Below are 17,173 nucleotides of genomic sequence, written 5' to 3'. Positions count from 1 at the left end.
TTAAGGGTTTACTTTTTGAATGAATCAGCCGTTGGCTTGAGTGGCAGCTTGTTGCTATTTGTGAGTCGGGGAGAAATAAATAGTACTTTTCAAAGCACACACTGGCTTGGCAAAGTGCAGCTTTACCCACTGGCCGCCGCAATAGGCGCCGGGCTGCCAGTGGTGCCAGGGCCGGCGGGGGGGCCAGGCAGCGCGGCAAAGCGCACGTCGCAATCGCGCTGGCCGGGCAGGAAGCCCGCGGTTTGGCGCTGCTCGGTGAGGGTGAGGCCGCGGTAGTAGGCCAGGTCTTTGAGCCAGCCGTTGAAGCGGCGCTGGCTGCACAGCTTGTCGTCGAAGCCGTGCAGGTCGCGGAAGAGCAGCCAGAGGGCGCGCTTGCCGTACCACCGGCCGGGCACGATTTCGTGGTCGGCGAAGTCGGCAAACTCCTCGCAGGTCTTTTGCATCAGCTTGCGCTGCTGCAAGTTGATGGCCGGCACCCGGCGCACGCCGCCAGCCAGGTAGCGCTGGGTGCAGCGCAGCAGCAGGTTATCGAAGAGCTGCCACTCGGCGGCGTCCCAGTCGTCGAACAGCTCGTGGCCAAACTCATCGCGCGGGGTATGCTGGGGCGAGAAGTAGGGGGCCACCTCCAGCTCAATTTTGCGGCCCTCGTGGCTGGGGCCCTCGCCCACCAGGGTATCGTTGGTGTTGATGAGCAGCTTGGGGGCATCGTAAAAATCGATGTATTGCTGGAGGCCGCCCTTGGTTTCGATTTCCATGCCGGTAGTGATGATGCTGAAGAGCTTATCGAAGGGCAGGCGCTGGGCGTCGAGGTCATCGAGCACCACCAGGTCGGTGTCGTGGCGCACGCGCTGCCAGGCAAACTGCCGGGTGATGTCGAAATTCTTACCGTCGAGCTTCACCACCTGGCGCAGCTTTTCGAGGGCCTGCACCAGCAGCCCCTTGCCGGTGCGCCCGGCCAGGCCGCCGCGCGAGATGGCCTCATCGCAGAGCACCACGGCGTAGCAGGCGGTGCGGCTGCGGTGGCGGTGCAGCAGGTAGCCCAGGGCCGAGGTGAGGGCATCGAGGCGGGCGGGGTGGCCGGCGGTGAGGCGGCCCAGGTACTGGCCAAACTCGCCCCAGGGCTCCACGGGGCCGGGGCCGCGCAGCAGGTAGTGGCCCGTGAAGGCGCGCGGCAGGCGCTGGGCGGCCCAAATGCAGCCCGGCAGCTCGGCGTAGGGCCGGGGCGTGAGGGCCCGGGCCGTGACCTCGACCCACACGTTCTGAAAGAAAAAGTAGGCCGCCTCCTTGGTATCGCGCACGAAGCGGTCGCCCACGGGTGGCAAAAACTCCAGCGTGCCCTCCTCAAACAGCTGGCGGTGCTCGCGCTGAATCCGGTCCTCCAGGGTGCGCCGAAACACGCCGTCGAACTCAAACGGCAGCTCGGCTACGTAGGCCAGCACGTGGCGCTTGAGGTCGGTGCGCGACACTTCGTGCACCACGTTGTCGCGCACGTGCACGGGCAGGTAGCGGCTACCCTGGCGGTGCAGGGCAAAGCCCTCGGCGGCGAGCCAGGCCAGGTACCGGGCCCGGCTGAGCACCAGTTGGGGCGGCGCGCCGGGCCCCGCCCCCTCGCGGGGCAGCACGTCCCAAAACGCCCCGATGACGTGGGCGGGCTCGGCATACACGGCCAGCACGGCGGGACGCAGCCCGGCGCTGGGCAGGGCGCCGGGGGTGCTGGCCAGGCGGGCCAGCACGGCCTCGGCGGGCAGGCCCGCCCGGCGCTGGGTGCGCACCGCGTACTGGAGGTGGTCGGGCAGCAGGGGCTGGCGCTGGCCATCGCGCAGGGCGGCGGCAATGGTGTGGTGGGCGGCGGCCAGGCTGGCGGGCTGGCGCTGGGCAATGGCTTGGCGCAGGGCAGCTTCGGCGGGGCCCAGGGCCAGCACCCCGCTGGCCACGTAGCCCCCGCAAAGGTAGGCCATCTTGTTGAGGGTGTGGTGCTTTTGGCCATCAGGGGCGTCGAGTATCCGGCGCACGGCGGTGCGCAGCACGGCCGCGCCGTAGTCGGGGTCGGGGGGAAGGGCGGGGTGGGGTAGGGTGGGGGCGGGGAGCTCGGCCAGCGCGGCGGGCTGGGGCAGGGCCGGGGCAGCGGGCTGGTAGTAGAGCAGGGGGTCGAAACTCACAAAGCGCGGCCGGCTCACGTCGGGCAGGGCATCGACGTGCAGGCCAAATTGCTGCTCGTAGTAGGTGCGCGCCGCCTGGTAGCTGGCCCGGTGGCGGGCGGGGTCGGCGCGCACGATGATGCACAGCCCCACGCCGCCCACGCTCCGAAAGCAGGCCACGGTGTGGGCATCGGCCTCGATGGCCGCCCGCCGGGCCGCCCAGTCGAGGCCAGGGTTGGGGTCGGCGTCCACGTCGAGGGCCAGCAGGCCACTGTGCTGGCGCAGGCCGGCCTCACTGCGCGGGGCAAACGTGCCGCTCACCGTGAAGTAGGGTACCCGCAGCTTGGCCGCGCGCTGGGCGGCCTTGGTGGGGGCCGCCCGCACGCGGGCCGTCGCCGCCTGCCAGGTACCCTCCCGGATGCCCGCCAGCACCTGCGCCAGCTCCCACTCAGTGCCCGTAGTGGCCTTAATGGTCGGATAAAACGAAACCAGCATGAAGAGACCCCCACGGGGGGCCAGCGATTGAGGTGGCCAAAAAGCGCGGCCCGGCGGCCCACGGGGCCGCCATCCGCCCCGGCCACGGGGCCGGGGCGCACGGGGTAATACGCGCACGCATTTTTTCTCAATCAGCTAACTTTCAGTTGCTTCGTTCTTGATAGTGCGCAGCTCCTGGGCCGCCTCAATGGCCCCCGAGGCACGCGCCATGCGCAGGGCCTCCACCACGGCGGGGTGACCGGGGCGCTGCTTCTTGAGGGCCTTGCTTACGGCTTGCTTGCCGATACCTAGCTTGTGGGCAATAAGTTGGACGGAACCGTGGGGCAGGAGTTCTAAAATAGTGGTAGGCATTATAGGAAGTTGTGGAATACAAGGAATTGATTGACCTCGCCAAACGAGGGTGGTTTACTTTCTGCTACCTTTGGCAACATTTGATTGACTTATCAAAGATAGTCAATCATATTTCATAAAATCAAATAAAAACTAAAGTTTATTGACTTAATCAATTAGTTTCTTTTATAAAGTCAACCATGCCTCAGTTAAATACCATCGCCACGCTCCTGAAACGGTTACGGGTACAATCTAATCTTACCCAAATGCAGCTTGGGGAGCGTATCGGGGTAACAAAGGCTTCTGTTTCGGCCTACGAGAAGGGCAAGGCCTACCCATCAACGCCCATCCTTACTAAGCTGGCGCATGAATTCAGCTTGTCAATTGACGAACTGCGCTTTGGCGATGCCCCGGTCCGGTCCCGGCCGCCGAGTACTGCGCCCCCACCGCTGGCACTGGCCGAGGTGCCCTACCTACCCAGCACGGCCCGGGCGGCCTTTGGCGTGGCACTGGCCACCAGCCACCAACGGGCCCACGAACCGCTGGCCCTGGTGGCGTTGCCCGCCGGCTGCCCCCCCGTAGACCCAGCCGCCGCCCTGGTAGTGGAAGTAGACGATACCTCCCTGGAACCCACCCTACGGCCAGGCGCGCGGGTGCTGGCCGTGGCCGTTCCTCCCTCCGAGTGGCCCTTTATGCCGCCCGGCATTTACTGCCTGGCCTACCGGGGCGGGCTGGCTATCAAGCGCCTGCGCGACAATGGCCTGCTGCAAAGCGGCCTGCTGCTGCTGTACGCCGACGGCCCCACTGGCGGCAGCTTTCCTGTGCGGGCTGAAGACCTGTGCGCCGTGTGGCACGTACGCTGTGCCGTTTACTTACCCTTGACTTAGGTTGACTTTAGTTTACTACGGTTACCTGGCGGGGGGGAATGGCCGCCACACGGCTCCGCCAGGCGGCCCAAAACTGGCGCGGCCCGGCGGCGGGGCGCACGCACAGGTGCGTGAGCAGGCCCAGTTGTACCAGGGTGGCGGCCACCAGTTGCCCCGCCCGGTAGCAATAAAGACTTGGTGCAGGGCCACCACCGCCGCAAGCAGGGCCGCGTGTGGGGTAGCGCTTGCCGCCCGCAGCGTGGCGGGGCCCAGTTGGCCCGTCCTCGGACCCTTCGGCGGGGCTCAGCTACCGCCGCGCGTACTGCAGCTGGCGCACGGGGCGGGCGGGACCGGCATTCACGCCATGGTCGGCGAATTACCCGGCCACGCCTTTGTTGCGCAACTCGTTGATATTCATTATGTTCCAGAATTTAGCCTCGTAGCAGGCCCGTATCTGGGCGGCTAGCGCCGTGTTAGCGGCCGGTTGGTGGCCCAGGCGCGGCCACTGGGCGGCCGGCACGGGCCTACGCAGGCCCAGGGCAGCCTTGGCCACGTCGCTGGCCGGCCAGCCTAGCTAGAGGCGGGAGCCGCCCGCTTTGGCCAGCAAGGGGAGTAGAAGCGGGCAAAATCAGCCATGAATGGGCAGGGTTTCGGTGAGAATGGTATTGGTCTGCTCGCCGGGCGGTCCGGCCGCCCAGTATGCTGTCACACGGGCAACTGGTTCGCAAAATTACCGCCTTGGCTAGACTGGTCTATCCGAATGCCCTGCTTGCTGGCAAGTAGCTTAACTAGCAGGTCAGCACATGCCTATTAGTATAAAAACAACACAAAGCTTCCGCTAATGATTAGATACAATAAAATAATTATTCTATTGTATACTACCTCTTGCCTTCTGCCGTGTTCTTTTGGCATTCCCTCTTGAAATATCCGAAGTAGTCCATTCAGGCGAACATCAACCCACGCAGTTGTTGCGAGTTACCAATTGTTTATCAAAGTAATTCATTATCTTGCGCCGTTATAGTAAAAGGGTACTATTAGTGAATCGCCGCTTTTCCCATACTTCCGTTCATAACCCTCGGCAGGACGGTTTTTTCATGGACTATTTTAACGTGCGGATAGCCCAGTACTGGGCTATCGCCAGAGATAGCTTGCTCATTTTAAGGCGCGGGGCCCTAGGTTGGGCTAGCACGTGAGCGCAATAACGGGAGTTATCGAACGCTTTTTGGCCACCCTAAGCACTACCGCCGGCTAGCCATATGCCATGAAAAACAATCGTTCTTTTCTAGCATACTGGCACATTGGCGCGACGATGGATTGGGGTAGATGAGTGATTAGCTGTCCTCACGCTTTAGTTTACCAGCTCATGTTTACACTGGGGCCCCTGCTATACCTACTGATTTTTTATCTTCCTTCCTTACTCAAAATCTTGCTTATGCTGCTTTCTACTTCGAGGACCTGGGCGCTGCTGCTCGGGCTATTACTGATTGGCCGCCTGGCCGTAGCGCAACACCTGGCGGTGGGTGGCGGCTACACCTTAGCCGTGCATGACGACGGCACGCTCTGGGCCTGGGGCTCTAACACCTACGGCCAGGCCGGGCTGGCCACCAGCTACCAGCCCACCCCGGCGCAAGTGGGCGCGGCCACCACCTGGCGGCAGGTAGCCGCCGGCGGCTACTGCTCGCTCGGGGTGCGCACCAATGGTACGCTCTGGGCCTGGGGCTCCAATACCTATGGTCAGCTGGGCTACGTTACTGCCTCTACCTACGGGCAGACTTCTCCCACGCAGGTAGGCACGGCCACCACCTGGAAAAGCGTGAGCGTGGGCACCAACCACACGCTGGCCGTGCGCACCGACGGCACGCTCTGGAGCTGGGGTAATAACCGCTACGGCCAGCTGGGTACCGGCACCACCCTGCCGGCCGGCGATGTGCAGGCCACGCCCGTGCAGGTGGGCACCGCCACTACCTGGGCCAGCGTGCAGGCCAGCAGCGAGTCTAGCCTGGCCCTGCGCACCGACGGCACCCTCTGGAGCTGGGGCTACAACCTCAACGGGCAGCTGGGGCTGGGCACCACCACCGACCAGTACCAGCCCACGCAGGTGGGCACGGCCACCACCTGGAAAAGTATGAGCGTGGGCACCAATCACGCGCTGGCTATTCGCACCGACGGCACCCTCTGGACCTGGGGCTCCAATACCTACGGCCAGCTGGGCACGGGCACCACGAACTCCGCCAATGCGCCCGTGCAGGTGGGCACCGCCACTACCTGGCAGCGCGTGAGCGCCGGCTACAGCCACAGCCTGGCCATCCGTACCGATGGCTCGCTCTGGGCCTGGGGCTACAACTACTGGTCCATGCTGGGCGTGGGCAATATGACCACCCAGCTCGCGCCGGTGGCGGTGGGGGCCGGGGCCAAGTGGCAGGAAGTCAGCACCGGCCCCTACACCACCCTGGCGCTGCGGGCCGATGGCTCGCTCTGGGCCTGGGGCTATAATGCCTTTGGCCAGTTCGGCGACGGCTCGGGCCTGGGCCTGGTGCCCACGCAGGTAGGCACGGCCACCAACTGGAAAAGCGCCAGCCTCTACACCTCCTTCACGGCGGCCGTGCGCCAGGACGGCACCCTCTGGACCTGGGGAAACAATACCACCGGCCGGCTCGGCACCAACCAATCCGACAAGACCCTGGGCAGCCGCGCCGTACCCACCCAGGTGGGCACCGCCACCACCTGGCAGCAGGCCGCCGCCGGCGAGTTTCACGCCTTGGCCCTGCGCGCCGATGGCACCCTCTACGGCTGGGGCCGTAACAACGAAGGCCAGCTTGGCCTCGGTTACTCGCTGGTCGACACCTATTCTCCCACCTACGTAAGCGGCGGGTGGGCCCTCACGGCGGGCAGCTTCGCCACCGGCGACTTCCACACCCTGGCCCTGCGCCCCGACGGTACCCTCTGGAGCTGCGGCTTCAATCGCGACGGGCAGCTCGGCGATGGGGGCCTGGCCTACCAGCGCACCGTGCTGGGGCAGGTAGGCACGGCCAGTAACTGGAAAAGCGTGGCCGTTTCGGGCAGCTTTTCGCTGGCGCTCAAAACGGATGGCACCCTCTGGAGCTGGGGCGACAACACGTTCGGCCAGCTCGGTGATGGCACCACGACCGACGGTAAGGTGCCCGCGCAGGTGGGCACCGCTACCAACTGGGTGGCGATGAGTGCCGGGCAAAACTATGCCCTGGGCCTGCGGGCCGACGGCACGCTCTGGGCCTGGGGGTATAATGGCTACGGCCAGCTGGGCACCAGCGGTACCTCCAACCCGCGCGTGCCCAGTCAGGTGGGCACCGCCACCACCTGGCAAAGCGTGGCCGCTGGCTACAGCCACAGCCTGGCCATCCGCACCGACGGCACCCTCTGGGCCTGGGGGCAGAACAACTCCGGCCAGTTGGGCCTGGGCACGGTGGCGTACGCGCAGCTCCCCACCCAGGTCGGCACCGGCACCAGCTGGCAGCAGGTAGCCGTTGATGAAAACCACACCGTGGCCGTACGTCAGGACGGCACCCTCTGGAGCTGGGGTAATAACGGGTCCGGCCAGCTGGGCCGGCTCAACTACGCGGCCCTGCCCACCCTCATTGCCAGCGGGGGGGCTATTCTGGCCACTACTGCTACGGCTAGCGTGGCCCCGGCCTGGAGCCTCTTTCCCAACCCCGCCCATGACCAGGTGCAGCTCCGGGGCCTGCCCACCGGGCCGCTCCGCGTGCGCGTGCTCGATGCCCAGGGCCGCCTCGTACGCACGGCCAGCGAAGCCACCGTTTCGACCCAGGGCCTGGCCCCGGGGCTCTACCTGCTGCAAGCCGCCGCCGCCGGCCAGCCCGTTCGCACCCAACGCCTGGTAGTGGAATAACCGATACATCCTGCTACTTTTCTCAAAGCCTAACTCGTAAGGTCTTATCCTTACTCAAAATTTGAAAAGCGCTGGCCATTCGGCCAGCGCTTTTTTTGGGCGTGGGCGGCAGCTTTCAGGCCGGCGTATTTCGACGCATTTTGGCAACCCGCCATAGGGGGGCAAACGCCTGTCGGGGCGGGGCGCTGGTAGCATGCGCCGCAGTCATAGGGCGGGGCAGCTGGCAGCGGGTGGGGCACGGGAGCCAGGGGCGAGGAGACCACAACTGAGCCAGGGGCAGACCTACGCTAGTAGGAGTGACTACCAGTTGCAGGGGTACGTGCATGTCACGCTGGCTTCGTTGCAAGCAGCTTATTATAGTATGTTAAAATTATCGCTACCTGCCTGATACCTGCACGGTACCGGTTGCCCCCGTCACGGCCGGCCCCGGTGACCACCCCTGGGCCCTGGCTAACGACCTCGGCTGCCCGCAAGGCTTCGTGCACATCCCGGGCCTGGGCTTCTGGATACCCCCACCGACTATCTCATAGCGTTTTGGTGCCGCTCGCACTCCAGCACCTGCACGGTGGCCTTCACCATGCCCGGCGGCGATGGCAGCAACTGCCTGCTCGCCCATATGCCCGGCGGCGACCAGCGCTACTTCGACAGCGGCAGCTTTACGGGCCGGGTTTCGGTGCCCACGCCTACCCACTTCCTTGCCACTTGGCACCACGTGGCCCTGCAAGTCGATAGTCAAGCCCAGGCCATGCACATCTTCCTCGACGGCCAGCTGCTAGTCGCCTCCGACCACCCTCACACCTACAAGCCCCGCGCTACCGATTTCCTCATCGGCTTCGACCACCGGGGCCGCCTCGGCGAGTTTCGCCTCTGGAACTACGTGCGCACCCCGGCCGAAATCCGGGCTGAGATGCCCCGCGTGTTTGCTGCCTTCTGCCCCGGCCTGTTCGGCTGCCAGCCCCTCGACGCCCCCCTTTCTGCCTGCGGCGGCATCCCGGGCTACGGCGGTTGCTATCACTCCGGCATGCTCAACTACCACTAATATACTGTCAATAAGTAAGTTAACTTTATCCCTACTGTCACTTACCTAGTGAGTTGGGGCCGAGTCCGCCCATTACCCCCGCCACCACAACCGAAAGCAGGCCTGCTACTAGTACGCACAGCCCAGCTAGTAGCCACTTCCGCTGCCAAAGCGCCCTAACGAAAAGGTAGGCGTTGGCCCCAACGCCTACGCAGACCACAAGCAGCACGGTGGACAAGGCCGTCTTAGCGGAAGCAATAGTGCTGATTTTGAATACGATAACCAGGCCGATGAGCAGGGCGGCCAGGCAGCCATTCAGCCATTCAGCCATTCAGCCAAAAAACGGGATTATGCTTGTTAGGTTGCAAGTGTTTTTTTTCGTAAAGGAGTGAAAAATGCCCCACTATTTTAGCAGTCACTACAACAAGCCCACTCCCACATGGCCGGCCCTGGGGTGTAGGCTTGCCATAACCATAAGCAGTGGGGCTGGGCTACCCCCTGGCCCGTGTGCGACCAGCTGCGGGCAGTAGGATAATAGGCCGCGGCAGGGAGTGCCAACTAGCAACTGCGCGTCCTACTCAGGCCCAGCCAGTAGGGGACTCTTTCCTACGGGTGATTCCCGAGTGAACTTAGCCCGATTGCGATTTGCCGCAGCTGTAGAGCCACTAAGCCCACCATTACTAAACAAAGACCCGCTACTAGAAACTGCCGCCGCTCAAGCGCCTTAAAAAACAGGACCCAATCACCCAAAAAGGCTATGCAGGGAGTAAATGCTATTATATATACAAAAAAATGTCCCCATTCAACACTGGCAACCCTGGCTAGCGCCGTGGTTCCGTATAAGAGCGTAGCTAGCAGTGCGTTAAACCATATCAGCGTACGCACGGCCGGGGCTGTTTGTAACTCGTTCATTTCGGATAGTAAGAAAAACAGAGGCGTTACGTAGTTGCCCAATAGCGACCAAGTAATTTCTCTAAAAATACTTTAGCAATATAAAGAGTGATGCCGTTAATCAAGCTGACCGCGTGGCCACTGGCTGGCCCGCTACGCCCCCGCTACCGTCAGCACTGACAAGGGCTAGCGGAGGCGCGTTGCCAAGCTAGGCCTCACACCCCAGGTGGGCAGTCGGCCGCTCAGCATCCGCGGCTGCGTGCCGGTGGCCAAGCGGTGGGTAGTGGAACGCACCTTCGCTGGGCTCATCGGCTTACGGCGACTAGCCATTGACTACGAATTTGCCCCGCGTTCGCAGAAAGCCCGGCTGCTCATCGCTACGCATGACCAGGTGTCTCAATCGCTTAGAACCCGCTTCATTTTCTAACACCCGCTAAGGGTCACCTGCTGGTGCCTGGGTAGCAGGTTGGGTTTGGGAAAGGAGAAGCTAGTAGGTAAACTGCCGGCAGCCCTGTCTCACGTTTTCACCGGTTCGCCCCCGGCTGCCTGGGCTACTAATGCTTCGCAGACCTACTGGCTCGCGGTGGCGCATGCAAGCCGAGAGGTACAGAGGCTACCACGGCCTGTAGAGCCGTCCACGAAAAAATACCGGATGAATAAGCACCATAGTAAGCTTAGCTTATACTAAAGTAAACTAAATACAATAGTTAAAAATATTTGTCAAATATTTTTAGCATTTAAGGCTAGGTATTCCACGTACATTCGTGGACATGAAGATGGTAACAACCTGATTGAAGCTCTTCCTTGCGGCCCCTCACATGCTATTTACCTCCTGCGTGCTTGAGCTCGCCACCACCTTTTGTCCACGCTTCGCGGGGCTAGGCAGTGGTGGCGGCAAAGCCCATTTACCCTACCCCAGTGGCCCTGCGCAGTGTGCGTAGTAGTGCGCCAATGCTGCGTGGGGTTCCCTGTCATTGCCACTGCGTTGCTGCCGATACCAAGCCGCTGTGGGATTTACGAAGCCACATTTCCTGCAGCCCGCTACTACCGTCGTAAACCGCCAATGCCAGCCGCCTTGCCAAGCCTGCTAAATAGGAGAGTAGGCAGCCAAAAGGAAAAGGATTACTGCAAAAACGCCTCAGAGGAAAGCTACCTAAGGTAGCATTGTTTAAAAAACTACTACTGTACTACTATGGCTTGGAAACCAATCTCAGAACGCCTCAGCGATTTACCGGTAGTTATTGCGGGTCCCATCCTGCGCCGGGTAGAAAAGGATAATGTATCGGTGTGGCTAGCGCTGAAAGAGCCGCGGGTAGGGAGCAACCAGCTTAGGCTGGAAGTGTATGATAACGGCACCACCAACAGGGCCGGTACCACGGTGATTTTGCAGGGCGGCCGCGACACCGTCGCGTTGGGCGAACACCTACACATCGTCGTGCTGACGGCCAAGCAAAATGGCCACGGCGTGTTGCAGCAGGGCCACACCTACAGCTATAATATTAAAGGTCAAGGCGTTGACTTTACCGGTAATACCGGGCTATGTTACCTCAGCTATTCGCTACCCACCTTTTCGCTGCCCCCCGCCGACCTCAATAAGCTCCGCATTCTGCACGCCTCGTGCCGCAAGCTGCACTCTGATGGCACGGACGCGATGGCCGATATGGACGGCATCCTGGAAACGGCCGCGGCCAACCCCGCCACCTTTGCCGAGAACCGGCCCCACCAGCTGTTTCTGACCGGCGACCAAATCTATGCCGATGATGTCGATGCGCTCCTGCTGTTTTTGGTGCGCGACCTGAGTGAGGGAGCCGATGCCGCGCTGGATGTCGATGCCGCCTCCCCCCGCCTCCTGAGTCAGCGCAGTAGCCTGCTGAACTGGCAGGAAAGCTTACCGATTGGCCCAGTGCTAGCCAGCACGCCGCTCGAGGCGGACCCCCGCTACGCCGGCCGGCTGGAGGTAGGCCGGCGGGGTGAGCTCCTCAAGGAAGAGTCGGGCCTGCATTTTCCCGGCGAGTGGGAAGTAGTAGATAATCACTTGATTAAACTAGGCGAGTACTACACGATGTACCTGCTGATGTGGTCGCCCATACTCTGGCCAAAATACGACGAAGCCCTAAAGATTGACGAATACCCAGGGTTTCGCAACGTCTACTCCACCAAGTATTTCCCGGAAATTCCAGATACGAAGCTGCCGCTATACGGCAGCCCGGAGTATATAGCCGAGCTACCACCCAAATCGGAGGAAAAAAAGCCCTACCAACTATTACAGCGGTCTATTACCCGGGCAAAACTCTACCAGGACGAGTTGGTGAATGTGCGGCGGGCCCTGGCTAATATCCCAACCTACATGATTTGTGACGACCACGAAATCACGGACGATTGGTTTCTGGACTTTCATTGGTGCGAGACGGCGCTCAATCAGAGCTTGGGCCGCCGCATGCTCCAGAATGGCTTGACGGCTTATACCCTGTTTCAGAGTTGGGGCAATACCCCGCAGCAGTTTGAAGAACACGCTACCCTGCCTTACAGCACCCTGGGCTGGCGCTTTCTCAATACGGTGCCGCTGTGGAATAGCAAACCGTTTGGCTACGACGTGCTTGACCCCAAAGGCTCGCTGCTCAGCCCGGCCATCGCGCATAATATTTGGGATTCACTAGGTATTCTCACGGGCCTGCCCGACTGGCAGCAGCTACAGCTGCACCGGCGGCTGATACCCCAAAATGCCGACCGTATCCAGCACCACTTTTACATTGCCTGGGAAAAGCACGAAGTACTGGTGCTGGACACGCGCACCATGCGGGCGTACCCCGGCTCCGACAGCGATTTTGCCGCGCTCATTAGCCGCGAAGGCCTGGGCTTACAAATGGCTGAGCTGACGGCCTCCACCGGGGCCTCCACCACTGTACCGGAAGTCACGTTCATCGTCATTGCCACGCCAATCTCGGGTATTCCAAATGTGGAAGAAGACTTAGGAGGGTTTCAGGCTCGTACAGCGGCTGGTAGCGCAATATTAGCAGCTGGCGAAAACAATACGGATAATAATGTAAATTATTATACTGATTCTGAGGCATATGGATATCAGCAACGAGGATTACAGGATTTATACGCAGGTATTTGCCACTGTGTAGCAGCTCGTCAGCAGGATGTAGCAACCGCTCCACCCGGACGAATAATAGTACTTTCCGGAGATGTGCATTACGGCTTTACCAACCGAGTCGAGTTTTGGGCCACGCGTCTTTTCGATACGGAGGGAACACTGGCTAGTCCGCAATTTACTACCTATCCTACCCACTTCATATTAGCACAGTTATGCGCGAGTGCTTTAAAAAATTCAAAAGAAAAATTTGTTGTATATAGAGGAGTAGGGTCATATGGTGAAAAAAGCGTGGATGAGTTAGGGTATGATAACAAGTACCTACTAAATCCAGCAGTGTGGGCGGGCTGGCTTCCATCCAGCAATCATGACGCGCTAAAAAAGGTAGGAGATAAAAAGCGGATTTTACCATCTATAAACAGGTATGTTCCTTTTGGCGATATAACAGTCAGTTATCTCAAGCCAGTTGTAGAAACAAGCAATATCACTACCTACGCGGACATTCAGTTAAATGGAGAATACACTATTGCCCCCGATTGGGTGTACCGCATCACGTACCTGAAAGCGTTTCCGCCTACCCCCCTTCCTCCACGCGAGCGGGTAGACGACCCCGCCACTGGAACTAGCAACCCTACGGCCCAGCAGCGGGCGGAGGCGCTACAAAAAATTCTGGCCGCTGCCCGCAATAACGAGGCTTATCTGGAAGACGCGTCGGGGAGGGAAGCAGTAGGCCGCAACAACTTTGGAGAGGTGTTTTTCGACTGGGGAGCTACCGAGACAACCAAGTTTTTGCGCCATAACCTGTGGTGGAGCCGACCTGATAAAGCGCACGACGGCATCGACCTTCCACGCCAGCCTAATTCCAAGTTTGCTGTATTGATGGGGGCCAAAGATGCTAAGCCAGTTGACCCCTACACCCACTAGCGCCTAGTCTATATGTCTGTTCCTGTAATAAACGCGGCCTTCGACGAGCTAAAAATCGCCCTGAGCCCGCTCTTCGCGGCCGTGGATAGCGAGCCGCGCCGCGCCCAGCTGCTGGCCCTGATTGGCTACGACTCTGATGCGCTGGATATCCAGGCTTTCGCCAACCTGGTAACCGAGCTGCAAGCGGATTATATCTTGTTGCAGACGCTCTTCCAACACCCTGCCACCAGCTTGGCGGAGCTCAGAACCCAGCTCGACCACGTAAAAAGCTTGCTGGGCGTGCTAGCCAAATTGAAGCATTTGCTGGAAGTAGCCAATGCTTTCAATGCTAATTTAAACCTGATACAGGACCTTACGGTGGCCCTGCTGGGTAACTACCTGCAAGCAGTGCACCCCACGCTCTATGCCGTGCTGGTGCTGCTGGAGATAGTGGGCGACCCGTATGAGCACCAGGCAGAGCCGCCCGTGCTCGACGGCAACGACCAGCTGGTGCGCGCTACCTACCGGGCTTATCAGCTGCACTTCAACCAGCTGGGGGCGCTCTTCAGCGACCCGGCCGGCTACGTGAAAACCCACTACTACCCCAGTGGGCTGCCCACGCGCGCCGAAGCCCATGCCGTGGCCGATAAGCTGTTTCCCCGGTTGGCCCGCTTATTTAACTCGGTTGGGCTGTTTGCCAGCTACGGTATGAGCGCCACCGATGGGCAAGGCACTGATGGCATAACCTACGGCGCGGTATCCGACGAGTTGCAGCGCCATATGCTCACCGTCATGCTCATGCAGGGGCCCATAGCGTCCTTCGGGTTTACCCTGGCGCTTTCCTCACAGCAAGATGGGAACCTGGGGTTGATTATTGCCCCGTTTGGCACCGCTACGTACCACGGCGACTTTACTAATTGGCTGGTAGAAGTGCTGCTCACGGCCAGCATCAATGGCCTGGCCATTGGGCCGCAGGGCGTGCTGCTAGATGGTAGCATTGGAAGCTTTGGTGCAACAGCCAGCGTAAAGAGCCAGCCCGATAGTTCAGGCAACGCCTTCCTGTTTGGCGCGCCGCAGGGCACGCACCTAGCCATTGGCGAGGTAGCCTTCAAGGCCACCCTGCAAGCCAGTGCCAGCGGGGCCGACTACGGCGTGCTGGCGCAGGCCAGCAAGGCCAAGTTTGTGCTGCGGCCCGAGGAGGCCGGGGGCTTCCTGGGTTCTATCATTCCGGCGGCCGGGGTGTCGGGGGCTTTTGATTTGGGTCTGGGCTGGTCGAAGGCCAAGGGGTTTTACCTGCTGGGCAGCACTACGCTCAAAGCGCACTACACCATCACCAACAGCGTGGCCGACCGCCTGCTGGTTATCCGAGGCGTGGATGTGGGCCTCACGGCCGCCGCCTCCAAGCTCCAGCTGAGCGCCACGGCTTCGGGCCGCGTGAAGCTGGGGCCGGTGTCGGCCGAGCTCACCGACATTGGGGCCACGGTGGACCTCACCTTTCCCGGCGCGGGCGGCAACCTGGGCGTGGCCCAGGCCGACGTGCAGTTCAAGTACCCCACCGGCGTGGGTATTGAAGTAAAGTCCGACCTCGTCAATGGCGGGGGCTACCTCTACTTCGACGCGCCCAACCACAAATATGCCGGGGTGGCCAACCTGAAGATTAAGGCGGGGCCAAAGGAAATCAACGTCAATGCCATTGGCTTGCTGCAAACGCAGGTGCCAGGCCACCCCGATGCCTATTCGCTGCTGCTGCTGCTGACGGCCACCTTCGGGCCCATCGAGCTGGGGCTGGGCTTTAAGCTGAGCGGGCTGGGCGGGCTGGTGGGCGTGAACCGCGCCGCTAACATCGACTACCTGGGCACGCTGGCGCGCACCCAAAAGCTGGATACGCTGCTCTTCCCCGACAACGTAATGAGCGACCCGGCCGCCGCCGTGGCCCTCGCCGACAGTGCGTTTCCGGCCAAGGTGGGCCGCCACACCATCGGCCTGATGGCCCAGCTCGGCTGGGGCGTGTCGGGTAGCCTCATCAGCCTCGACGTGGCCCTGCTGGTCGAGTTTCCGGAGCCGCTTACCATCATCATGCTGGGCGTGCTGCAAGCCTCACTGCCGAGCAAGGCCAACGAGCTGCTCAAGCTGCGGGCCGATTTCCTGGGCTACGTTGATTTCGGGGCCAAGAAAGCCTCGTTCGACGCCACGCTCTCCTCCTCTAAGTTACTGATTTACAGCCTGTCGGGCGGCATGGCGTTTCGCCTGTTTCAGGGCACCAACCCGGTGTTCGTTATCACGGCGGGCGGCTTTCACCCCAACTTCCAGCCGCCGGCTGGCGCCAACCTCACGGGCCTCCAGCGCATTACCCTGGCCCTGGCCCCCAGCAACGACCTGCGCCTGACGCTGGCCAGCTACTACGCCGTAACGGCCAACACGGTGCAGTTTGGCGCGCACCTCGACCTCTACTACCGCCTGTGCCGGGGGCTGCACGTGGAGGGCCACTTCGGCTTCGACACGCTGTTCCAGTTCAACCCCTTCGCCCTCACGTCCAACATGACGGCCGAGGTGGCCATTAAAAACGGCGACTCGGAGCTGCTGAGCCTGCACCTGCGCCTCGACGTAACCGGCCCGCGCCCCTGGCACTTCTGGGGCGAGGTCAGCTTCCGCATCTGGTTTGTCAAAATCAGCGTGGGTATCAACGCCACCATCCAAAGTGGGGGCGACCCGGAGCCCGCCCTGGTGGCCCCCGACGTGCACGCGATGCTCGTGAAGGCCCTGGCCGCCCCCACGAGCTGGGAGGTGGAGGCCCCCCAAACGGCCGCCCAGCCCGGCGGCGTGGTGCTGCGCCCCGTGGCCGCCACCGCCGGCCAGCCCTTCCTCGACCCGCGTGGCGCGCTGGTGCTGCGCCAGCACGTGGCCCCCTTCGGGCTGCTGCTCAGCAAGTACGGCAGCGGCACGTCGGCCCCCATCAATGGCCACTACTTCGCCCTCACCGAGCTCACGCTAGGCAAGGATGCCGCCGCCCACACCTATAAGCTCAGCGACAGCCCCGCGCCGCTGGAGGCGGTGCGCGAGTTCTTCGCCCCCGACCAGTTTACGACCCTCAGCGAGGCGCAGCGGCTCTCGCTGCCCTCGTTCCAGCTGCTGCCCAGCGGCCTGCGCCTCAAAAGCCTGGCCGGCCTCACCAGCACCACCCAGGTAACGCGCCGCGTGGTGGCCTACGAGCAAAAGCTACTCGACGGCACCAGCGGCGGCCACCGCATCAAGGTGGAGGCCGACCAGTTCCGGCAGCTGGCCAAGGGCGGGGCCCTGGGCCAAGCCGTGGCGGCCGCCCGGCCCTCGGCCCGCGCCCCCCAGCCCGTGGGCTGGGCCGAAGACACCTACGCCGTGGCCAACGCGGCCGACCTCACCGCCTACGCCGGCCACGCCGCCTTCTCCACCCAGGTGGAGGCCGAGCAGTACCGCCAGGCCGTGGTGGCCGCCCAGCCCAGCCTGGCCCCCGAGGTGCTGGTGGTGCCCAGCTACGAGCTGGCCGGAGCGTAGGGCGCGCAGGATATAGTAAAGTGA

Annotated in this window: 10 protein-coding genes; 5 read left to right on the top strand and 5 right to left on the bottom strand. The window is 62.0% G+C overall.

The features are described 5' to 3' along the window. Positions 1-122: 122 nt before the first annotated feature. Positions 123-2,633 carry a BT4734/BF3469 family protein gene (locus ACYVGC_RS21905; RefSeq protein ID WP_460586002.1) on the bottom strand — a complete coding sequence of 837 codons (2,511 nt, stop codon included), beginning with the start codon at positions 2,631-2,633 and terminating at the stop codon, positions 123-125. A gap of 135 nt (positions 2,634-2,768) precedes the next feature. Next, positions 2,769-2,984: a hypothetical protein gene (locus tag ACYVGC_RS21900; RefSeq protein WP_460586001.1), complete on the bottom strand. Its 216-nt coding sequence runs from the start codon at positions 2,982-2,984 to the stop codon at positions 2,769-2,771. A 179-nt stretch (positions 2,985-3,163) separates the two neighbouring features. Here ACYVGC_RS21900 and ACYVGC_RS21895 point away from each other — a divergent pair, with 179 nt between their 5' ends. Further along, positions 3,164-3,850, top strand: coding sequence for an XRE family transcriptional regulator (locus ACYVGC_RS21895; RefSeq protein WP_460586000.1), 687 nt, complete (start codon positions 3,164-3,166; stop codon positions 3,848-3,850). 7 nt (positions 3,851-3,857) lie between these two features. Here ACYVGC_RS21895 and ACYVGC_RS21890 read toward each other — a convergent pair whose 3' ends face one another. Together ACYVGC_RS21890 and ACYVGC_RS21885 are read right to left on the bottom strand one after the other, a co-directional pair. Next, entirely contained in the window at positions 3,858-3,995 is a 138-nt protein-coding gene (locus ACYVGC_RS21890; RefSeq protein ID WP_460585999.1) for a hypothetical protein, read from the bottom strand. Positions 3,996-4,205: 210 nt separating this feature from the next. Next, positions 4,206-4,382 carry a hypothetical protein gene (locus ACYVGC_RS21885; RefSeq protein ID WP_460585998.1) on the bottom strand — a complete coding sequence of 59 codons (177 nt, stop codon included), beginning with the start codon at positions 4,380-4,382 and terminating at the stop codon, positions 4,206-4,208. A gap of 879 nt (positions 4,383-5,261) precedes the next feature. Here ACYVGC_RS21885 and ACYVGC_RS21880 point away from each other — a divergent pair. Together ACYVGC_RS21880 and ACYVGC_RS21875 are read left to right on the top strand one after the other, a co-directional pair. Beyond that, positions 5,262-7,715 (top strand): RCC1 domain-containing protein, encoded by a 2,454-nt coding sequence (locus ACYVGC_RS21880; protein WP_460585997.1) that lies wholly within the window; start codon positions 5,262-5,264, stop codon positions 7,713-7,715. A 463-nt stretch (positions 7,716-8,178) separates the two neighbouring features. Continuing rightward, entirely contained in the window at positions 8,179-8,754 is a 576-nt protein-coding gene (locus ACYVGC_RS21875) for a LamG domain-containing protein (RefSeq protein ID WP_460586024.1), read from the top strand. A gap of 37 nt (positions 8,755-8,791) precedes the next feature. On the opposite strand, the gene ACYVGC_RS21870 is transcribed toward ACYVGC_RS21875, so the two are convergent. Further along, positions 8,792-9,064, bottom strand: a complete 273-nt coding sequence (locus ACYVGC_RS21870; RefSeq protein ID WP_460585996.1) for a hypothetical protein — start codon at positions 9,062-9,064, stop codon at positions 8,792-8,794. A gap of 1,752 nt (positions 9,065-10,816) precedes the next feature. On the opposite strand from ACYVGC_RS21870, the gene ACYVGC_RS21865 reads away from it, so the two are divergent. Next, positions 10,817-13,642 carry a metallophosphoesterase family protein gene (locus tag ACYVGC_RS21865; RefSeq protein WP_460585995.1) on the top strand — a complete coding sequence of 942 codons (2,826 nt, stop codon included), beginning with the start codon at positions 10,817-10,819 and terminating at the stop codon, positions 13,640-13,642. 12 nt (positions 13,643-13,654) lie between these two features. After that, a complete protein-coding gene (locus ACYVGC_RS21860; RefSeq protein ID WP_460585994.1) occupies positions 13,655-17,149 on the top strand; it encodes a DUF6603 domain-containing protein in 3,495 nt (1,164 codons plus the stop codon). Positions 17,150-17,173: the final 24 nt, after the last annotated feature.

It is taken from the genome of Hymenobacter arcticus (assembly GCF_054779975.1).
Note: the sequence above shows the minus strand (reverse complement) of the source record. Positions and strands in the feature narration are given on the sequence as shown.

Bases quoted from the DNA above. Each gene is read 5' to 3' on its own strand.
- ACYVGC_RS21905 (WP_460586002.1), bottom strand. From the start codon at position 2,633: ATGCTGGTTTCGTTTTATCCGACCATTAAGGCCACTACGGGCACTGAG.
- ACYVGC_RS21900 (WP_460586001.1), bottom strand. From the start codon at position 2,984: ATGCCTACCACTATTTTAGAACTCCTGCCCCACGGTTCCGTCCAACTT.
- ACYVGC_RS21895 (WP_460586000.1), top strand. From the start codon at position 3,164: ATGCCTCAGTTAAATACCATCGCCACGCTCCTGAAACGGTTACGGGTA.
- ACYVGC_RS21880 (WP_460585997.1), top strand. From the start codon at position 5,262: ATGCTGCTTTCTACTTCGAGGACCTGGGCGCTGCTGCTCGGGCTATTA.
- ACYVGC_RS21870 (WP_460585996.1), bottom strand. From the start codon at position 9,064: ATGGCTGAATGGCTGAATGGCTGCCTGGCCGCCCTGCTCATCGGCCTG.
- ACYVGC_RS21865 (WP_460585995.1), top strand. From the start codon at position 10,817: ATGGCTTGGAAACCAATCTCAGAACGCCTCAGCGATTTACCGGTAGTT.
- ACYVGC_RS21860 (WP_460585994.1), top strand. From the start codon at position 13,655: ATGTCTGTTCCTGTAATAAACGCGGCCTTCGACGAGCTAAAAATCGCC.